This is a genomic window from Peribacillus sp. NPDC097224 (assembly GCF_044761985.1).
Lineage (GTDB): Bacteria > Bacillota > Bacilli > Bacillales > DSM-1321 > Peribacillus.
Map to the genome: position 1 here is coordinate 151716 of NZ_JBIWDK010000006.1, position 18354 is coordinate 170069.

Consider the following 18354-nt stretch of genomic DNA (forward strand, 5'->3'; position numbering starts at 1 on the left):
TATAAATATTCCAATTAGTTTAGTTGGTTTTAAGTTATTTTATTATACTGCATTCAAAATTACAACCTTAATTTCTGTTTATTTTCAATAATCCGCATATTTAATAGGAATCAAAGTGATTCCCATTTAAATGTTCTACTACAAAATGCTTTTTCTTTGCAATCAAAAAAAAGGATTCACCAATATCCTGGTGAACCCTTTTTTAGAGCGCTATATTATACGGTTTGAGCAAGAATCAATTTCTTATATGCTCCTTCGTGATGAATTAATTTTTCATGAGTTCCTTGTTCTTTTATTTGGCCGTTTTGGACGACGATTATCCGATCAGCATGCTTAATCGTCGCTAGCCTATGTGCAATGATAATAGTCGTTCGATTTATAGAAAGACGCTCCAATGCCTCTTGAACGGCCTTCTCTGTTTCGGTATCCAATGCCGAGGTGGCTTCATCAAGTATTAAAATGGGAGGATTTTTCAGGAAGATACGGGCTATTGAAACCCTTTGCTTTTGCCCACCTGACAATTTCACACCGCGCTCCCCGATTAGCGTATCCAACCCCTCAGGCAAATTATCAATCACACTCATTAATTGAGCATCCTCGATTGCCTTGTTCAATTGTTTGTCTGTAGCATTCGTGTTCCCATACATGATGTTCTCACGAATCGTTCCTTCAAAAAGGAATACATCTTGCTGTACGATTCCGATATGCTTTCGTAAAGAACTTAATGTGAAATCCCTGATATCCATGCCATCAATTTTTATGCTACCTGATTGAATATCATAGAAGCGAGGCAATAAACTGCTTATCGTGGTCTTTCCACCACCAGATGGTCCTACCATGGCAATCGTCTCCCCAGCTGGCACACTGAAGGTAATATCGTTTAGGATGTTTCTATTTGAGTCATACCCAAAAGAAACATTTTCAAATGTCACATCACCTTTAACCCCCTCGATGGTTACTGCCCCATCCCTGTCTTGGATGTCCGGCAGCATATCAACCAATTCGAGGTACCTCTTGAACCCTGCATACCCCTTTGGTAACGTTTCAATAATGGCGCTTATTTGTTGAATCGGCGCTACGAAAATATTGGATAACATAATAAAGGCTACAAATTCACCGTACGTCATTTTCCCGTGAATCACATACCACGCACCACAGCCCAATACTGTTAGGGCGACCAATTTCATCAGAAGGAAATTTATCGAGGTACTCCATGACATGATTTTATAGGCTAACAATTTTGTATGACGGAATTCTGAGTTTGAGCGGTTAAATAACTCTATTTCGTGAGATTCCTTGGTGAAAGACTGAACAACACGAATGCCACTAATATTATTTTCAATACGGGCATTGTAATTTGCAATGTCACCAAACATGGAATGGAACGCCTTAGTCATCTTACGGCTGAAGTATACCGACAAAACGATTAAAAAAGGAACAACGGCAAATACGATGACCGCTAGCTGCCAATTGATTTGAAACATGACGAAGAATGCACCAAAAATGGTCATGAATGCAATGAATAAATCTTCAGGACCATGATGGGCAACTTCTCCTATATCCATTAAATCACTCGTCATCCTAGAAACTAAATGACCCGTTTTATTATTATCAAAGAATGTGAAAGATTGTTTTTGAAGTTTTGAAAATAAATTTTTCCGAAGGTCCGTTTCGATATTAATTCCAAGTTTATGTCCGTAATATGTTACGACATAGTGCAACCCTGTACTCAACAAGTAGATACCAAGGAGCCCTACACAAGATAGGATGATGATCCTCCAGTTATTGCTCGGTAGTAATTCATCAATAACCTGGTTTACGGCCAAAGGGAATATCAATTCCAAAAGGGCGATGAAAACGGCACTTGAAAAGTCAATGATGAATAGTCCTTTATAGGGTTTATAATAAGCAAAAAAACGCTTGATGACGAAAAACATGCTATCACCTCATTTATTCCGAATTAAATCATACGTCATGCATAATGGTTTTCCTGTACGAGGATCCTCTACGATCTCCGCATCAATATTGAAAACTTCTTTCAGTATTTCTTTTTTCATCACTTCTTCACTCAGCCCTTCTTTTACAAGGACACCATCTTTTAATGCAATCATGTTGTGTGAAAATCGCGAGGCATGGTTTAGATCGTGCAGTACCATTATAATCGTCCGATTTTGCTTTTCATTCAAATCTTTCAACAGCTCGAGTACCTCAAGTTGATGTGCCATATCCAAATATGTTGTCGGCTCATCCAAAAAGATGATTTCCGTTTCCTGAGCTAATGCCATCGCAATCCAGACACGTTGCCTCTGTCCACCGGAAAGAGAATCGACGGGGCGAAATTTGAATTCTGCCGTATTCGTGGCCTCCAGGGCCCAATCTATTATTTCATAATCTCTTAAAGATAATTTACCAAACCCTTTTTGGTATGGAAAACGCCCGTAAGAAACGAGCTCCTGGACAGTTAAACCAACAGGAGCATCTTGGGTTTGCGGCAGGATGGCCATTTTCCTTGCCAATTCTTTAGTATTTTCCTTTGCTATCGACTGACCATCTAGCAACACACTTCCTCTCATATGAGGAATGATTCTAGTGATAGCCTTAAGCAATGTAGATTTTCCGCATCCATTCGGCCCAATTATAGTAGTGATTTCGTTACTCTTGAATTGAAGATTCATATTATCGACGATGATGTGATCTTGGTAGCCTACATACAAATCTTTTGTTAATAAGTGGCCCATATCATGACCTTCTTTCAGTAGATATTCACTCACAAAAACAGGAAGAGCAATTACACACTTCCGCAAAAAATAAAGGCTATCCTCGCAAAAGTGATAGCCTTTATTACACTATACTATTTTACTAAACTTTTTAAAATATTATCAATGATTTGCCCGTTAGCAATGGCACCTGTATACAACCAGCTTTCATTAGGAGAGAACTCATGAACATTCCCAGCCTTGACAGCAGGTACGCTTTTCCATAACGTATCGCTTAAAGCTTTTGAACCAGCGGAATCATCACTATTGATCAAAAATAGGTGTTCAGCATCCAACTCAACTAGTTTCTCTAAAGAAATTTCACTCCAGTTCCCAGTTGCGTTAGCGGAGATTTCCTTCACAACATCCGGTTCTTTTAACCCTAAGTCACCGTACATGACAGCTCCACTTGAAAGGTTATCGCTGACAATGAAGAATTTCCCGCCAACTAACCAAACTGCAGCTACAGAAGGATTCCCCACTTTTTCCTCAAGGGTTCCCTTTGCTTCTTTTGCTTTTTTATCATAATCCGTCAAAACCTTTTTGGCTTCGTTCTCTTTGCCGAATACTTCCCCGACGCGTTTCAATTCATCTCGCCAGTCATTATTAACTTCGTTTCCGATTACATATGTAGGTGCAATTTTATTATATTGGTCATATTTACCGCCTTCAACCATGGTGGCAGAATCCATAATGATTAAATCCGGTTCCACTTTTTGTACGGATTCAAATGGAAGATCATATGGAATGGTTGGAACGTCCTCTAGTTCACTTTGTAGATATCCTTGAACTTCTGCTCCATCACTTACACTCCATTGAGCGGCTGGCTTGATACCAAGAGCCACCAAATTATCTTCAAGATATGAAGCGATGATACGTTTCGGATTAGCTGGAATGACCACTTCATTTCCCATGGCATCCGTCAGTGTTTTTGATTTAACTGCTTCTTTACTTGATGTTTCATCTGTTTGACTTGTCGAAACATCGTCTTTAGTTGCATCATCGTCACCACATGCAGCTAAAGATATTGCTAATAGGCCGGCGCCTAGTAATTGAATGATTTTTTTCTTACTCATGACATTATACATTTGAATCCCCCTAGAGATATGATAGACTATTATTTGTTTGGTAATGATAATTGTTATCAACTAATTTAATTATAGAAAGGTAATATTGTCAATCATTTTTTAGAGAGTAGTTGTTAATATGGATTCAAAACTAAAGGAACACACCACATTGCTTCATACGAATAAGAATCTCTTTGTGAGTATGGTTATCCTACTAGTAGGTTTGGGCGGTATGGTCATTTCCATTATCTTGTCCGTTAATTTTGGAGCTGCAGATTTAAATTATCGCGATGTGTTTAATGCCTTATTTGAATTTGATCAGAATAATTCATCTCATGTCATCATTAGAGAATTAAGATTTCCCCGGGCCATTGCTGCAGTATGCGTAGGAGCTGCCTTAGCCGTATCTGGAGCCATTATGCAGGGTATGACAAGAAATCCATTGGCCGATCCTTCCATTATGGGAGTAACCGCAGGATCTTCCTTTTTAATAGCGATTGCCCTCGCTTTTCTGCCTGGCATGACCTATATAGGTTTAATGATGTTTTCTTTTGCTGGTGCAGGATTGGGTGCTGCCATTGTCTTCGGAATCACATCGCTTTCCAGGGGTGGAAGTACTCCAGTCAAGTTGGCGTTGGCCGGTTCAGCCATTGCTTCCTTACTAAGTTCCCTTTCCACAGCGATTGGTATCAAATTTAACGTCTCAAAAGATATTAGCTTTTGGTTTGTAGGGAGCATCTCGAGCGTCCAACCACAGCACATTTCATTTGCTCTACCCTTTATTCTGGGAGGGCTTTTGTTGGCTTTATTCCTTTCACGTTCCATATCCATCCTTAGCCTGGGTGAGGAAGTGGCACGAGGGCTTGGGCAAAACATTCCCCTGATAAAGTTCATTGGTACGATTGTGGTGTTATTATTAACAGGTGCAGCAGTATCGATTGCCGGAATGATCGGCTTTATTGGATTGGTCATCCCGCATATTGTGCGATTTTTAGTAGGAAATGATTATCGTTTGATCATTCCTTGCTCTGCTGTTTTGGGCGGAACCTTATTGCTAATTTCGGATATCTTAGGACGCTTGGTTAACCCGCCGTTTGAAACACCTGTTGGAGCCATAACGGCCATCATAGGTGTCCCTTTCTTCCTATATTTAGCTCGTAAAGAAGGGAGCGGAATGTAATGTACAAAAAGGGGAATCACTTTAAGTCTTTGCTTATTACAAGCATCCTTTTAATCGTACTTGTTTTTTTCATCAGCATTAATGCAGGCTACATAAAAATTCCTTTAGGGGATGTTATCAAAACTCTATTGGGCGATGGCACCCCTCAGAACGAGTTAACCATTTTTGAATTTCGTTTGCCGCGTATAGTCATGGCAATACTTGTCGGAATGGGAATTGCCATTTCAGGGGCCATTTTACAAGGACTTTCCCAAAATCCCTTAGCAGACCCCGGGATTATCGGAATCAATTCAGGCGCAGGGTTTGCCGTTGTATTGTATATGTTCTTCTTTCGGGGAACTACTTTCTTAACGGGCTGGGCATCCATATTCATCATGCCTTTCACCGCTTTACTTGGTGCATTTCTTGCCGCTTTCTTAATCTATGTACTATCGTGGAAAAATGGAAGAGTGACACCTGTAAGGTTATTGTTGGTCGGTATCGGTATAAATGCAGCATTTGGGGCAGGCTTGGTCATTTTTCAGATGAAAATGGAGCCAAATGATTTCATGAAGACCATCGTTTGGCTGGCAGGGACCATTTGGGGGACGAACTGGACATTTGTTTGGGCTTTATTACCATGGTTGCTCATCCTGATTCCGATAACCTTCTATAAATCAAGAATACTTGATGTTATGGGATTAGGTGACCAAATTGCCATAGGGGTTGGTCTCCCTATCGAAAAAGAACGCAGACTATTATTGCTTATTTCAGTGGCCTTAGCAGGCGCGTGTGTATCCGTTGGTGGCGGTATTACTTTCTTAGGCTTGATTGCTCCACACATAGCCCGAAAATTAGTGGGACCAAGGCATACGAGATTACTGCCAATGACGGCAGCATTGGGCGGTCTTCTTCTGTTATCCGCTGATACGATAGGCAGAGTCATCCTGGCCCCTATGGAACTTCCAGTAGGTATCGTTGTCTCCATTTTGGGAGCACCTTATTTTATTTATTTACTAGTTAAAAGCATGTAACAATAACAGGATCATAACTCCATTAAATAGAAAAACGAACTTCTATGCCAGCAAGTTCGTCAGGCTGTCGAGAAAATCTCGACAGCTTTTCTTTTGTAGAAAAGAAAACCCTAGGCTAGGCCTAGGGTTCTAAAAAGCTTTCAGCATGGTATTAAAAAAACTCTCCCATGGTGCTAAAATATTTTTGGTTCGCCAACCAAAATATCAGCATCACGGAGGAGTTTTATGTCAAAAGACACTAATAGTTTAGCACACACTACCTGGAATTGTAAGTATCATATCGTATTTGCACCGAAGTACAGAAGACAAGTGATTTACGGAAGGATAAAAAAGGACATCGGTCAAATATTGCGCACGCTATGTGAAAGGAAAGGCGTGGAAATCATTGAAGCAACGGCATGTAAAGACCATGTACATATGCTCGTGAGCATTCCACCAAAAATAAGTGTATCTTCATTTGTGGGTTATTTAAAAGGGAAAAGTAGTTTGATGGTATTTGACCGTCATGCCAATTTGAAATACAGGTATGGAAACCGAAAGTTTTGATGTACGGGATATTATGTAGATACAGTTGGACGAAACAAAAAGGTAATAGAAGAATACATACGGAACCAGATACAAGATGATATAGTCGCGGAACAATTAAGTATGATGGAATATATTGATCCATTCACAGGTGAAGAGATACAGAAAAAGAAAAGGAAGTGAGTGGAAGGCCTTTAAGGTCTGGCCAGTAAAAGTAGTACATTTGGCGAACCAATCAGGGGCCCTTTAGGGCCTGGTCAGTAATAAAGGCTTTCAGCCGCAGAGAAAACCACCCGTTATCACGGGTGGTCGTTATTTTGCCTAGTAAAATGATGAAGCCTGCTTTTTATGAACACCTTTAAAGGATACAGAGTTACCCGCATATTTTCTAACCGATCATACTATGTCCTCCGTTTACAGGAATAACCTGACCGGTTATCCAATCAGACCAATTGGACAACAAAAAGAGGGTAATTCCAATCACGTCATCCACCTTTCCTAATCGTCCCATCGGGTATTGCTTGATTAGCTTTTCTAACATGACGGTATCAAATGATTGACCTTGATCGATTAATCCTAGTGAAATGGTATTGCACTGAACATGGCTCTTGCCTACTTCTTGGGATAGGGATTTTAGAAAAGAGATAGTCCCACTTCTCGCTGCACCTGATATGATTAGGTTCTTATCACCAGTCCGGGCGGAGTCTCCCACTATATTAATGAATTTGCCCTGATTGTTATCCATCATATCCGGCATAAATGTATGTGCCAAATGAAGGACTCCATAAAAACAAACCTCCATTTCCTTTTTCCATTCACCCGGTTCATATTTAAAAAATGATTTAAATTGTGTCCATCCTGCATTATTAATGACACCATCAATGATTCCCAGTTCACGTTTAGTGACCACTTTCATTTCTTGGACTTCCTCTAACCTGGAAAGGTCAGCCTGTACAAGTACAAGTTTCACTCCACATTTTTTAATGTTTTCTGCTGTTTCTGCTGCCTCTTTCTGTGATTCATGGTAGTGGAGAGCAATATTGGCACCAGCTCTTGCCGCTGCTAAAGCAATTTCCTTACCTATCCCTTTGGCTGCACCCGTTATTAAAACATTTTTCCCCTTAAGGTTAAGATCCATAGCTCTATACCCCTATCCTTTGACTCCCTGATTTTCTTTGGTATTGCTTATGCAGCTGTGCCGCTATGATATTTTTTTGAATTTCAGAAGTCCCTTCATAAATCCTGGTAATACGTGCATCCCGATAAAAACGTTCGATTGGATATTCAGATATATAGCCAATCCCTCCATGTATTTGGAGAGCTTTGTCTGCCACCCGATTATACGTTTCCGACCCTAATAATTTAACCATGGCTGCTTCTTTAATAACGTTCCTTTTTTGATCTACCATCCACGCTACACGATAAGTCATTGAACGGAGTGCTTCCGTATCCAATGCCATCTCGGCCAAGTAATGTTGAATGACTTGCTGCTCAAAGATTGGCTTGTCGAATTGAATTCGCATATGAGCAAATTCAATCGACATCTCAAGTAACTTATCACACGAACCTAAGTTTCTTGCTGCCATTCCCGCACGTCCATTTGCTAAAATTTTCAATGCATTAACATACCCTTGCCCTACATCACCCAAAACATTTTCAACAGGCACCTCACAATCTTCGAAAAAAATCTCTGAAGAATGCGATCCATGAAGTCCCATTTTCTTCTCGATTTTTCCTATGTGGAATCCAGGAAAATCTTTTTCGACAATAAAGGAAGTGATGCCCTTTGCCCCTTTTGATGGGTCCGTAACTGCCATGACTGTAAAAATGTCCGCAATAGGCGCATTGGTAATATAATGCTTGCTCCCATTCAAGATATACTTATCACCTCTTTTAATCGCGGTCGTTTTAAGATTGGTAGCATGCGATCCTGCGCTGGGTTCAGTTAAAGCAAAAGCCCCGATTCTTTCACCCGATGCCATATCGGGAAGATATTTTCGTTTCTGTGCATCATTTCCCATCTCTACTATTCCGACGCCACCGATCCCCGTATGTCCGCCAATGACAGTGGTATAGCCGTTATGCGTTCTCCCTAGCTCTTCCAGAATGGCACATTTTCCCACCATATCAATTCCCAGTCCACCATATGACTCAGGAATACTAAGACCAAATAGACCAATTTCTTTGGATTTCCGTAAAATGCTTTCTGGAATTTCATCACTTTCTTCAATTAACATAGCATATGGCTCTACCTCATTATCAATAAACTCTCGGATACCCTGTTTTAATAAGGTAACATCGTCTGAAAATTCAAAATCCAAAAAATCCACTCCCTTCATAAGTCATTCCCTATCTAGTTTCCTTCCATTCTATGAAACATGCATTCTTTATAGGTCATTCAACTCTACAAGGAAAACCCTTACTCATTGGGCTTGTTAAGCCATCGTTAATCCTCCATTGACAGATAGGGTTTGCCCTGTGACGTATCCCGCTTCATCCGAAACAAAATACGCAACAGCACCCGCAATATCCTCCGGTTGAGCCAAACGACGGAATGGTATCGCCTTTACCAAGGCCCCTGTGATCCCTTCATTGTACGAACCAATCTCTTGAAATAATGGAGTGTCCGCTGGTCCTGGGGCAATGCAATTGATGTTAAGCTTATAACGGGCCATTTCTCTTGCAATTGTCTTCGTGAAAGCAATGACACCACCCTTTGCTGCGGAATAGACCGCTTCCCCGCTAGAGCCGACCCTTGCAGCATCTGAAGCAATATTGACTACTTTCCCATAATTATTTTCTATCATAAGCGGTAAAATTTCCTTACACGTATGAATTTGGCCGAGTAAATTAATATCGATGAGTCTTTTCCACGTGCTTGGATCACTTTTTAAGAACGGTTCTACCTTGTCCCACCCTGCGTTATTGACCAATACATCAATCTTTTTATAATGGCCCACCGAATCTTCCACAGCTTTTTTTACACTATCCAAATTCGTTACATCACAATAAACGGATTTAGCTTCATTCCCCTCCCGCTCGATTAAAGTAACCGTTTCATCCGCATTCTGACTATTGATATCTGCCACAATCACTCTCATATTTCTTGAAGCCAGTTTTTTTGCGATTTCTCTGCCAATGCCACTTCCTGCCCCCGTGATAAAAGCGACTCGTTTAGTCATATCAATCCCTCCATTTTTTCATTTTCTTTTAATCGATCATTTACCCTGGCCTTAAATGTTGTCTCCAATCTTTTCATTTATCATTTCCCTCAGACGAAACTTCTGAATTTTCCCGCTTGGGGTACGTGGGAATTCCGTCAAAATTTCTAGCTGTTCTGGCCAATATTGTTTAGCTAAGCCTTTCTTCGAGAGAAATTCCTTCATTGAATCCATTGTAATGGGAACCTTCCCTGGTTTCATGCTGATACAAGCGCATGCTTTTTCCTGAAGGCGTGTATCAGGTACAGCAATAACCTGTACGGTTGAAACATCGGGATGTTCGTATAATACGTTTTCTACATATGCAACCGGGATATTTTCTCCGCCTCGAATGATGATGTCTTTATTTCTACCGGAAATTCGGATATATCCATCCTCGTCCATTACCGCCCGGTCACCGGTAATGAACCAACCATTCTTATGTTCCGCTATGGTGTCTTCCATTCGTTTGAGATACCCGACAAACATCGCAGGGCCTCTTGCGAGTAAATCACCTTCTACATTAGGAGGACAACTTTCTCCTTTAAAATCGATTATCTTGAGTTCCATATGGGGAAAAGGGGCTCCATCCGTACTCGTTAACTTTTCTTCCGAATCATCAAGTCTTGTCAATGTCACTAAACCATTTTCCGTTTGTCCCCATCCCGACAATATTTTGAATGGGACTTTTTCTTTCGCTTCTCTCACAAGCTGTCTAGGAATTGGGGCACCTAAAGCTACAAAGGCTCGAAGAGATTGAATATGACCCCTTTCTATCCCTTCCAATTGAACGGTATCTTGCAGGAAGGGTGTTGCACCCGCAGTAAACGTTATCTTCTCCTTCTCGATCCACTCAATAAACTCATTCGGGTTCCAAATGTCTTGATAGACACCAGTACCTCCAAAATGGGTAGGTAACCGCACACCATACCCAAATCCCGTTTGATGGGCAAAGGTGGATGCCATGAAGAGCACGTCATCCGATGTTAAACGCAGATGGTCAATCCAATAATTTGTTGATACACAAAGCGTATTATGTGTATGCATGACCCCTTTTGGACTCCCGGTCGTTCCCGAGGTGAAGATGATTTCTGTAATATCGTTCGGATCATGCTTGATGGCATCTAGAATGGAAACATCCATCCGCTCTTCCCATGGTTCCTCAAGTAGGGAAGAGAACGCTTTCATTCCATTCGGTACTTCTTCACCGACCACAAAAACATGCTCTAATGAAAGCCACCGATGAGCTAGCCTCTCAATCATGTCAGGATAATAGTAGTCACGGAAACGATCCGGAACCACAATCATCTTAGATTCCGCCATCTCCACCATGAATCCAATTTCCCTATCACGATAAATGGGAATCAAGGGATTGCTTATCGCCCCTATCCGAGTGACGGCATAATGGAGAATAATGAATTCATTCCAATTTGGTAGTTGAAAAGAGATGACGTCTCCCTTTCCCATTCCTATATGAATGAGACCTAAAGCGACCCGATCGACCAGCTTTCCTAACTCCTTATACGTATAACGGCTTTTTTTATCAATGATTGCCGTCTTCTCCGGATTGTTCTCTATCACATCATGTAAATAATCCAGAATCGTTCGATTTGGCCAAATAGATTGGTATTTTTCCACATATTCCTGACTCAAAATCGTATCGAATTTCAATAGAGTTCATCCCCTTCATCATCTTCTGAATTGTTTAAAATCCACTGGCCTTTTTTCAAGAAAAGCATTTTTTCCTTCTTCTGATTCTGGTGTGTTATAAAACATCGCTAAACTACCCATCGATAACTGGGATATCCCTTGGATGTTTGCACTATCAGCATTAAAGGAATACTTAAGCATTTTCAATGCAGTCGGACTCTTCTCAAGAATCTTCATCGCCCATTCTTTTGCCGCATGTTGCAACTGATCTGCAGGGACGATTTTATTCACAAGTCCCATCTCTTTTGACTCCTGTGCGGAATATTGTTCACACAAATACCAAATTTCCCTCGCTTTCTTTTCACCGACTATCCGGGCAAGATACGCAGAACCAAATCCTGCATCATAACTCCCTACTTTTGGGCCACTTTGCCCGAATTTTGCCGTTTCTGATGCAATTGTCAAGTCACAGATGACGTGTAGGACATGGCCTCCTCCAATGGCATATCCATTCACTGCCGCGATGACAGGCTTTGGGATGTTTCGAATGGTTTGGTGCAGGGTTTCAATTTCTAATCCCATCCCACCTCCTAAGCCACCGGAATGATCATACCCTCCTTCTTCTCCTTTTTCTTTTTGATCACCACCGACACAAAACGCCTTTTCACCGGTCCCTGTCAAAATTACTGCACCAATTCTGTTATCATCCCATGCGTCACGGAAAGCCCAGATTAGTTCCTGGATCGTTCTTGCACGAAAAGCGTTGTAGACTTTAGGACGGTTAATCGTAACTTTTGCTATGCCCTCCGTTTTTTCATATAAAACATCAGTTAATTCCATCGTTTAATTCCTCCCTAACTTAATAGTTTTATCATGATTTTCCCTTGAATGACGTCAATACGCTGTTCATTCATACATCTCACTTTCATCGTTATCCAATGTCGCTGTACATCGACATCAATGATCTCTATCTCGGCAGTAATCGTGCTATCCATTTGTACCGGTTGAATGAACACCAGTTCTTTTTGAATGATGACACATGGCCCTTCAGGTAATTCCTTACTGATTGCCTCCGTGATGAGCCCCTCGCTTAAAATTCCTGGGACCATTGAGGGCCTTCCATCCCTTTTAGAAATATCAAGACCATACACATCATTGTAATCATGTGTCAGAGAGCTCCACCCTGTCACATCATCTTCTGTAAAGGTTTTTTGCACTCTGGCGATTTGACCAATAAAATAGCGATTTAAATTATCCATTCCTCCCTCCTCTATTCTAATAAGACCGGAATTCTTTTCCGATAATGTCTTTTGCAATGACCATCATATTGGCTTGTGCAGTTCCATCACCAATCTCTAATCCAATCACATCCCGCAAACGTTGTTCTAAGGGCATTTCCTTCGTATAAGCATAGTGCCCGTTCAACAATAAGCATTCATGAATGGCTTCCACACTATATTTGGGGCCTAACCACTTTACTGAAGCAGATTCTTTACTATGTTTCAAACCTTGATCACGAAGCCAAAGTCCACGATAAGCCTGCCATTTCACCAATTCCAATTGGGTAAAATGAGTCACGATGGGGAATGAAACCCCTTGGTATGTCGCCAATGGTTTACCAAAAGATTGTCTTACTTTAACGTGTTCAATCGTCTCATCGAGACTTTGCGAAGCAGCCCCTACACATTGCAGCCCGATTAATAAACGACTTAGGTCAAACCCATTCATCACTTGGGAAAAACCTTTATTTTGAAGTCCAATCATATACTCCTCTGGAACTTCAACATCATTCAAATAAATGGAGCCCCTGCCAATTGGTATATTCCCCATGTCTTTGTACCCTTTGCATTCCACTCCAGGAAGATCGGATGGAACAATGAATGCACTTATTCCTTGATTCCCCAAATCAGGTTCTGTCTTGGCGAATAAAACGAAAGCATCTGCACAAGTCGCTACACTTATTCCCGACTTTTCACCATTAAGGACATATACATTTCCATTATGTACCGCAGTTGTTTTGATTCCCCCGGCATCTGTACCCGCTGAAGGCTCCGTAATGGCAATGCCAACAATCTTCTCCCCACTTGCAATCTTGGGTAACCATTCGTTTTTCAATTCTTCTCTAGCATGATTGGTTATAATTTCGCCAATCAATGCATTCAGCATGACTGCATAGGTTAGATTGAAATCCCCACGCCCTATCTCTTCAGCAGCAATCCCGGTGGTGACGCAGTCAGCTCCGCTACCCCCATACTCAATGGGGATGCGCAAACCATTTACCCCTAATTCACCAAGCTTCTTCCACAAATGCCTTGGCGTGACTTCTTCTCGGTCCCACTTAGTATAGTGTGGCAGCAATTCTTCTTTGGCGAATTCCTTCAACATTTTTCGAAAATGCTCTTGTTCTTCCGTAAATGTAAAATCCATCATCTTATTCCTCCCTTTTTTTCAGAATTGTAAGTCTGGTGAAGAACATCAACTGTTCAAAACGAATCTACATATCGTTTCATGCCTCTTAAAAGGAAGAGGGAATTCTCCCTTGTTGTTATTCTATATTGCAAGATGCGTGCCAAGATGGATTTGTGCTTTAGAGGGTTTTAAAAGAAAAGTATTTTATCAGTTTTACTACTTTTCGCAAACTTGCAAAACAGAAATGCGAAATACAAAACTGAAACACAAAGGGGCTGTCCCAAAAGGTGTAATTACACCGAAATTGAATAAATAGTAAAAGGCAGAAACGTTGATTTAACAACATTTCTGCCTTTTTGTTTTTGCGAAATTCACTGGCATAAGGACTTATTAGACAGCCCCTTTGTGTAAAAACCATTTAATAACCATGCTATTTCAGGTTATACTTCGATATTTTTCTGTATAAGCTCGCAATATGAATCTTAAGTTTTTGAGCGGCTAAAGAACGATCTCCGCCACACTCCTTTAATGTACGCCGGATAGCCAATGCTTCAGCATTTCTTACCACTTCATCCAAACTCCCAAAGTAAGCGTTTTCTTTTGAGCCGTCATATGAGTCTCGCACATTCATGTGAGGAGCCAGAAGTGAAGAATCCATTTTCAATGTCGCCCCCTCAGCAAAATTCATCCCGCGTTCGATAAATGCTTGATACTCACGGACATTCCCAGGCCAATTATAGGAAGTCAACCATTCTTGAAGCGTGGGATCTATCTCCCTTACATCACATCCTAAAATCTTATTGAAGTGATTGATAAAATAATAGCCTAATGGAAGAATATCTTCCTTTCGCTCTCTCAATGATGGAAGTTTCAATTCAAACACATACAAACGATAATATAAATCCTGACGAAACTTTCCTTCTTGTATGAGCGTTTTTAAATCCCTATTCGTTGCCGCAATAATACGAACATCGATATTTTTACTCCCTGTTCCACCCAGTCTTTCTACTTCCCGTTCCTGCAAAACACGTAAAAGCTTTCCTTGGGCCTGGTAAGGAAGCTCTGATATTTCATCCAAGAAAAGCGTACCGTTCTGAGCTAATTCTATTTTCCCTGGCTTCCCTTCCTTTTTTGCTCCACTAAAGGCACCAGGTTCGTACCCAAAGACCTCAGATTCAAATAATTCGTCCGGAATGGCAGCACAATTTATGGGTATGAAAGGGTGGGCCTTTCTTGTACTCAAACCGTGTATTGCTTGAGCAAACAGTTCTTTTCCTGTTCCCGTTTCCCCAGTTATGAGTACAGTTGAATTGCTTATTGCAATTCTAGCCGCCAGTTCCTTAATCCGTTCGATTGCAGGACTATTTCCTATAATCCCTTCGAAGTCATACTTATTTGTTTCAATACTGGATTTTTTCCTATTTTTATACTTTTCCAATGCATTTGCATAAAATGATAAATCGGCATGCTCTAACTCTTCTTGCCGTATGATGACGTGATAAACGTTATTTTGATCTTTTCTAGTGATCCTAATAAAACACGCCTGGCCAAAAATGACACCAGAGAAGACATTCCTCGAATCACGACTTTCTAGAGGACTTTTCGGAGAGGTTTGAATGATATTCATGATTGATTTACCTATTACATCATCCTTCATGACACTAAAATGTTCTAAAAAATCTGGACTAACACCAAGTACTTTCCCTTTTAGGTTCACTTCTATTGAGCCCCAACTTTTTAATTCATGTATCACTTTTTCCATATACATCACAAAACAACTTGATCGTTTTTTAAGAGTAGAATCACAACTTGTCCTTTAATCACTTCGATTCCCGTTTGATTATAGCAAGTGACCTTTTGTGTAACCCAATTTCTATCGATATTAATATCAATTACTTCAAGTTCCGCCGTAATTAAATCACCAACGTGCACTGGATGATAAAAGATTAATTCCTTTTGTAATAAAACACAGGCACTACCCGGAAGTTTTTCACTAATCACTTGGGTGATTAACCCTTCCGTTAGCAGACCAGGAATGACTGGCTGGTCGTAATTGCTTTTCCACTCCTCTTTATTCAATTGATAAATCGGGCTATTGTCATTTGTTAATTCACTACATATCCTTACGTCTGAAATACTAAATGTACGTTGCAACCTTGCAATCTGCCCGATGAACATTTCAGAAATCGATAAGTTCATACTTCCCCTTCTTTCTATTTGAACTTTCATAATATTCAATTATATATAACGATAACTATACATGGTTTTAAAAACAAAGGAAAGCCGAAATAGAATGCAAATACATCGTTCGGAACAAATAATAAAGCAGCATCCTTAATGGATGCTACCTATCCAGGCACAGTAAGAAAGCGTTTACAAAAATGACTTTATTTCTTTTTCGACCAGCGAAGAGAACCTACATCATTATGTGGATGGTATTCTAACAAAAGTTTGCTATGCATATTTTCTAATTCAGTTAAAGATAACTTCAACAGTTGCTCCATGCTTTCATCTTGATAAGCGATACTCAGTTTATTAATTAACTTTTTTCGTCTTTCTTCCATACCCTTCCTTATCGTATCCCCCACACAACCCTCTCCTTTTTTATCACATATTTAAAATACCTACATGTATTTCCACATCCATAATCTATTTATTTTCTTGGATTTGAATTTTAAGATACTCTTCTTCTAATTCACATAACCTTAATTCATAAAGATGTATATTATTTTTTTTATAAATGCCTTTACTTATTAATTGATCAATTAGAAACTTTTTCTTTTCTAAAGTCTTTTCAAGCAATATCCCCAATATTTCTTTCCTCCTTTGATTCGTCCTTTGTTCCCATATGAATTTAATCATTCAAAGGCATAAAAATGTAAAAGGCTTTCCATCCACTTGAATGGGAAGCCTCCAGTAATCTGGTCAGCAGTCTTAGTAATTGTAAGTAAATACTAAGCTCATTAAACCCATTTGTCAAGTGCGAATTATAGGTGGATGCATGAATCTTGCCCTAAGAAATTTCTATCTTTTCCACCTATATCGCTTAACGAACACCTGGAAGGATTCACTAAATCTTTAACGCCCACATATATTTAATTGAATATTAACTATGAAAGGTGGAGGTAATACTGAAAACCAGTATTGTTATTCTCACATATAACGAATTACCTTTAACCAAACAGTGCCTTACCAGCATTAAAGAACATACCGATGACAAAGATATAGAAATTATCGTCGTTGATAATGGCTCTTCAGATGGGACAGTCGACCATTTAAAAAGTATTCCCTCTTTAAAGACCATCTTCAATGAAAAGAACGCCGGGTTTGCAAAAGGCTGTAACCAAGGGCTTGATATCGCAACGGGCGATACGGTTTTATTTTTAAATAATGATACAATCGTGACACAAAATTGGCTACAATCCATGCTCACCTTGCTTTATAGTGACAAAAAAATAGGCATGGTCGGACCCGTAAGTAATTATGTAAGTGGCCCACAGCAAATTGCAGTGGATTATAGCGACATTGACGGTATCGATGATTTTTCAGCGGATTTCTGTCAAAAAAATATTGGCAAGTCTAAGCAAGTCATGCGTTTAGTAGGATTTTGCTTACTAGTGAAAAAAGAAGTGCTTGATAAAATCGGTGGTTTTGACGAACGGTTTGAATATGGGTCCTTTGAAGATGACGATTTATGTCTTCGTACACTTATAGAAGGTTATCAATTGAGAATAGCCTATGATTCATTTGTACATCATCATGGCCATGCCACCTTTACAGCAAATCAAGATATCAACATCCAACATTTATATCATTTAAATCGGCAGAGATTTCTTGATAAGTGGAAAGTTGATCTAACTTATTACGTTCATCCAAGACCTGAAATTGTTAATCTCGTACTGTTAAGAATCATTATGAACGTGTCGATACGCTAAATATTGAATCATCGGACCTTCCATATCCAACCGCTACCTTTGATACGATTATTTTGGCGGATATATTAGAACACTTAGAAAACCCATGGAAAGTCAGTTTTCCCCCTAATTTTAGCTCTCCACCAATCTAAAGTCTCTTTCAAACTAGCATAAAAATCACGTTCCTGTTTCCAATGAACAGAGTTATTTATTTTCGAAGAATCGCCAATAAAGATTGGTACTTCGGAATGTCTGAACTTGTTTGGATCTACTTGAATGTTGTTGTCACGTACCAAAATACTTATTAAGTTCAACAAAATGTCCTCAACCTTTCTTGGAATCTCTGAACTTACATTATAAATTCCTGTTTCCACTTCGCTCTCCAATAATAATGCATAGGCCCTTACAATATCCCGAACATCGGTGAAATCCCGTCGTGAAGATAGATCCCCTACATAAATAACAGGCTAGGCTAGACCATATTCTATTTGGCAATTCGAGCTGAAAAATCGCTCACAACAAACCCTTCCGCTTGACCAGTCCCAAAACGATTAAAGGGTCTAACATGTACTAATGCTAGTTTGTTTTTCTTCGCTAATTGCAGCCCCACTTCACCAGCTTTCTATCCGAGAAGTCCTTA

The 18354-nt window shown here is 40.0% G+C and carries 17 protein-coding genes and 2 pseudogenes; 4 read left to right on the forward strand and 15 right to left on the reverse strand.

Annotated elements, in window-relative coordinates:
• Nucleotides 1–215: 215 nt before the first annotated feature.
• The 3 genes from ACIQXR_RS13325 to ACIQXR_RS13335 all read right to left on the reverse strand — a co-directional run bounded on the left by ACIQXR_RS13325 (nucleotide 216) and on the right by ACIQXR_RS13335 (nucleotide 3844).
• Nucleotides 216–1937, reverse strand: coding sequence for an ABC transporter ATP-binding protein (locus tag ACIQXR_RS13325; RefSeq protein WP_403080155.1), 1722 nt, complete (start codon nucleotides 1935–1937; stop codon nucleotides 216–218).
• A 9-nt stretch (nucleotides 1938–1946) separates the two neighbouring features.
• Complete coding sequence (locus tag ACIQXR_RS13330; RefSeq protein WP_402873187.1) at nucleotides 1947–2738, reverse strand: ABC transporter ATP-binding protein; 792 nt, start codon at nucleotides 2736–2738, stop codon at nucleotides 1947–1949.
• A gap of 113 nt (nucleotides 2739–2851) precedes the next feature.
• Nucleotides 2852–3844, reverse strand: coding sequence for an ABC transporter substrate-binding protein (locus tag ACIQXR_RS13335; RefSeq protein ID WP_402959140.1), 993 nt, complete (start codon nucleotides 3842–3844; stop codon nucleotides 2852–2854).
• A 118-nt stretch (nucleotides 3845–3962) separates the two neighbouring features.
• On the opposite strand from ACIQXR_RS13335, the gene ACIQXR_RS13340 reads away from it, so the two are divergent.
• The 3 genes and pseudogenes from ACIQXR_RS13340 to tnpA all read left to right on the forward strand — a co-directional run bounded on the left by ACIQXR_RS13340 (nucleotide 3963) and on the right by tnpA (nucleotide 6724).
• The gene (locus ACIQXR_RS13340; protein WP_402872618.1) at nucleotides 3963–5003 is read left to right on the forward strand and encodes a FecCD family ABC transporter permease; all 1041 of its coding nucleotides are present in this window, start codon (nucleotides 3963–3965) and stop codon (nucleotides 5001–5003) included.
• Complete coding sequence (locus ACIQXR_RS13345; protein ID WP_402872616.1) at nucleotides 5003–6016, forward strand: FecCD family ABC transporter permease; 1014 nt, start codon at nucleotides 5003–5005, stop codon at nucleotides 6014–6016. Before ACIQXR_RS13340 ends, ACIQXR_RS13345 begins: the two co-directional genes overlap by 1 nt.
• Before the next feature lie 225 nt (nucleotides 6017–6241).
• Nucleotides 6242–6724: pseudogene (gene tnpA / locus ACIQXR_RS13350) on the forward strand (IS200/IS605 family transposase).
• A gap of 205 nt (nucleotides 6725–6929) precedes the next feature.
• On the opposite strand, the gene ACIQXR_RS13355 reads toward tnpA, so the two are convergent.
• The 11 genes from ACIQXR_RS13355 to fbpA all read right to left on the reverse strand — a co-directional run bounded on the left by ACIQXR_RS13355 (nucleotide 6930) and on the right by fbpA (nucleotide 16611).
• Nucleotides 6930–7679 (reverse strand): SDR family NAD(P)-dependent oxidoreductase, encoded by a 750-nt coding sequence (locus ACIQXR_RS13355; RefSeq protein ID WP_403080157.1) that lies wholly within the window; start codon nucleotides 7677–7679, stop codon nucleotides 6930–6932.
• Between the two features lie 4 nt (nucleotides 7680–7683).
• Complete coding sequence (locus ACIQXR_RS13360) at nucleotides 7684–8862, reverse strand: acyl-CoA dehydrogenase family protein (protein WP_402872608.1); 1179 nt, start codon at nucleotides 8860–8862, stop codon at nucleotides 7684–7686.
• Between the two features lie 114 nt (nucleotides 8863–8976).
• Nucleotides 8977–9723, reverse strand: a complete 747-nt coding sequence (locus ACIQXR_RS13365; protein WP_402872605.1) for an SDR family NAD(P)-dependent oxidoreductase — start codon at nucleotides 9721–9723, stop codon at nucleotides 8977–8979.
• Between the two features lie 51 nt (nucleotides 9724–9774).
• Entirely contained in the window at nucleotides 9775–11412 is a 1638-nt protein-coding gene (locus ACIQXR_RS13370; RefSeq protein ID WP_403080159.1) for an AMP-binding protein, read from the reverse strand.
• A gap of 18 nt (nucleotides 11413–11430) precedes the next feature.
• The gene (menB, locus tag ACIQXR_RS13375) at nucleotides 11431–12231 is read right to left on the reverse strand and encodes a 1,4-dihydroxy-2-naphthoyl-CoA synthase (protein WP_402872601.1); all 801 of its coding nucleotides are present in this window, start codon (nucleotides 12229–12231) and stop codon (nucleotides 11431–11433) included.
• A gap of 14 nt (nucleotides 12232–12245) precedes the next feature.
• Entirely contained in the window at nucleotides 12246–12650 is a 405-nt protein-coding gene (locus ACIQXR_RS13380) for a hotdog family protein (protein WP_402872598.1), read from the reverse strand.
• A 16-nt stretch (nucleotides 12651–12666) separates the two neighbouring features.
• Complete coding sequence (locus ACIQXR_RS13385; RefSeq protein WP_402959150.1) at nucleotides 12667–13821, reverse strand: acyl-CoA dehydrogenase family protein; 1155 nt, start codon at nucleotides 13819–13821, stop codon at nucleotides 12667–12669.
• Between the two features lie 409 nt (nucleotides 13822–14230).
• The gene (locus tag ACIQXR_RS13390; protein WP_402959152.1) at nucleotides 14231–15568 is read right to left on the reverse strand and encodes a sigma-54 interaction domain-containing protein; all 1338 of its coding nucleotides are present in this window, start codon (nucleotides 15566–15568) and stop codon (nucleotides 14231–14233) included.
• A complete protein-coding gene (locus ACIQXR_RS13395) occupies nucleotides 15568–15999 on the reverse strand; it encodes a hotdog family protein (protein WP_402872589.1) in 432 nt (143 codons plus the stop codon). The genes ACIQXR_RS13390 and ACIQXR_RS13395 overlap by 1 nt, the downstream gene beginning before the upstream one ends.
• Before the next feature lie 188 nt (nucleotides 16000–16187).
• Nucleotides 16188–16388, reverse strand: coding sequence for a Fur-regulated basic protein FbpA (locus ACIQXR_RS13400; RefSeq protein ID WP_403080161.1), 201 nt, complete (start codon nucleotides 16386–16388; stop codon nucleotides 16188–16190).
• Between the two features lie 61 nt (nucleotides 16389–16449).
• On the reverse strand, nucleotides 16450–16611 hold the full coding sequence (gene fbpA / locus ACIQXR_RS13405) for a Fur-regulated basic protein FbpA (protein WP_402872581.1): 162 nt from the start codon (nucleotides 16609–16611) through the stop codon (nucleotides 16450–16452).
• Between the two features lie 320 nt (nucleotides 16612–16931).
• Between fbpA and ACIQXR_RS13410 the strand changes: the two are divergent.
• A pseudogene (locus tag ACIQXR_RS13410) lies at nucleotides 16932–17830 on the forward strand (glycosyltransferase family 2 protein); the annotation flags it as partial.
• On the opposite strand, the gene ACIQXR_RS13415 reads toward ACIQXR_RS13410, so the two are convergent.
• Nucleotides 17810–18175, reverse strand: a complete 366-nt coding sequence (locus ACIQXR_RS13415; RefSeq protein WP_403080187.1) for a GDP-mannose 4,6-dehydratase — start codon at nucleotides 18173–18175, stop codon at nucleotides 17810–17812. The pseudogene ACIQXR_RS13410 and the gene ACIQXR_RS13415 sit on opposite strands and share 21 nt — an antisense overlap.
• Nucleotides 18176–18354 lie beyond the last annotated feature (179 nt).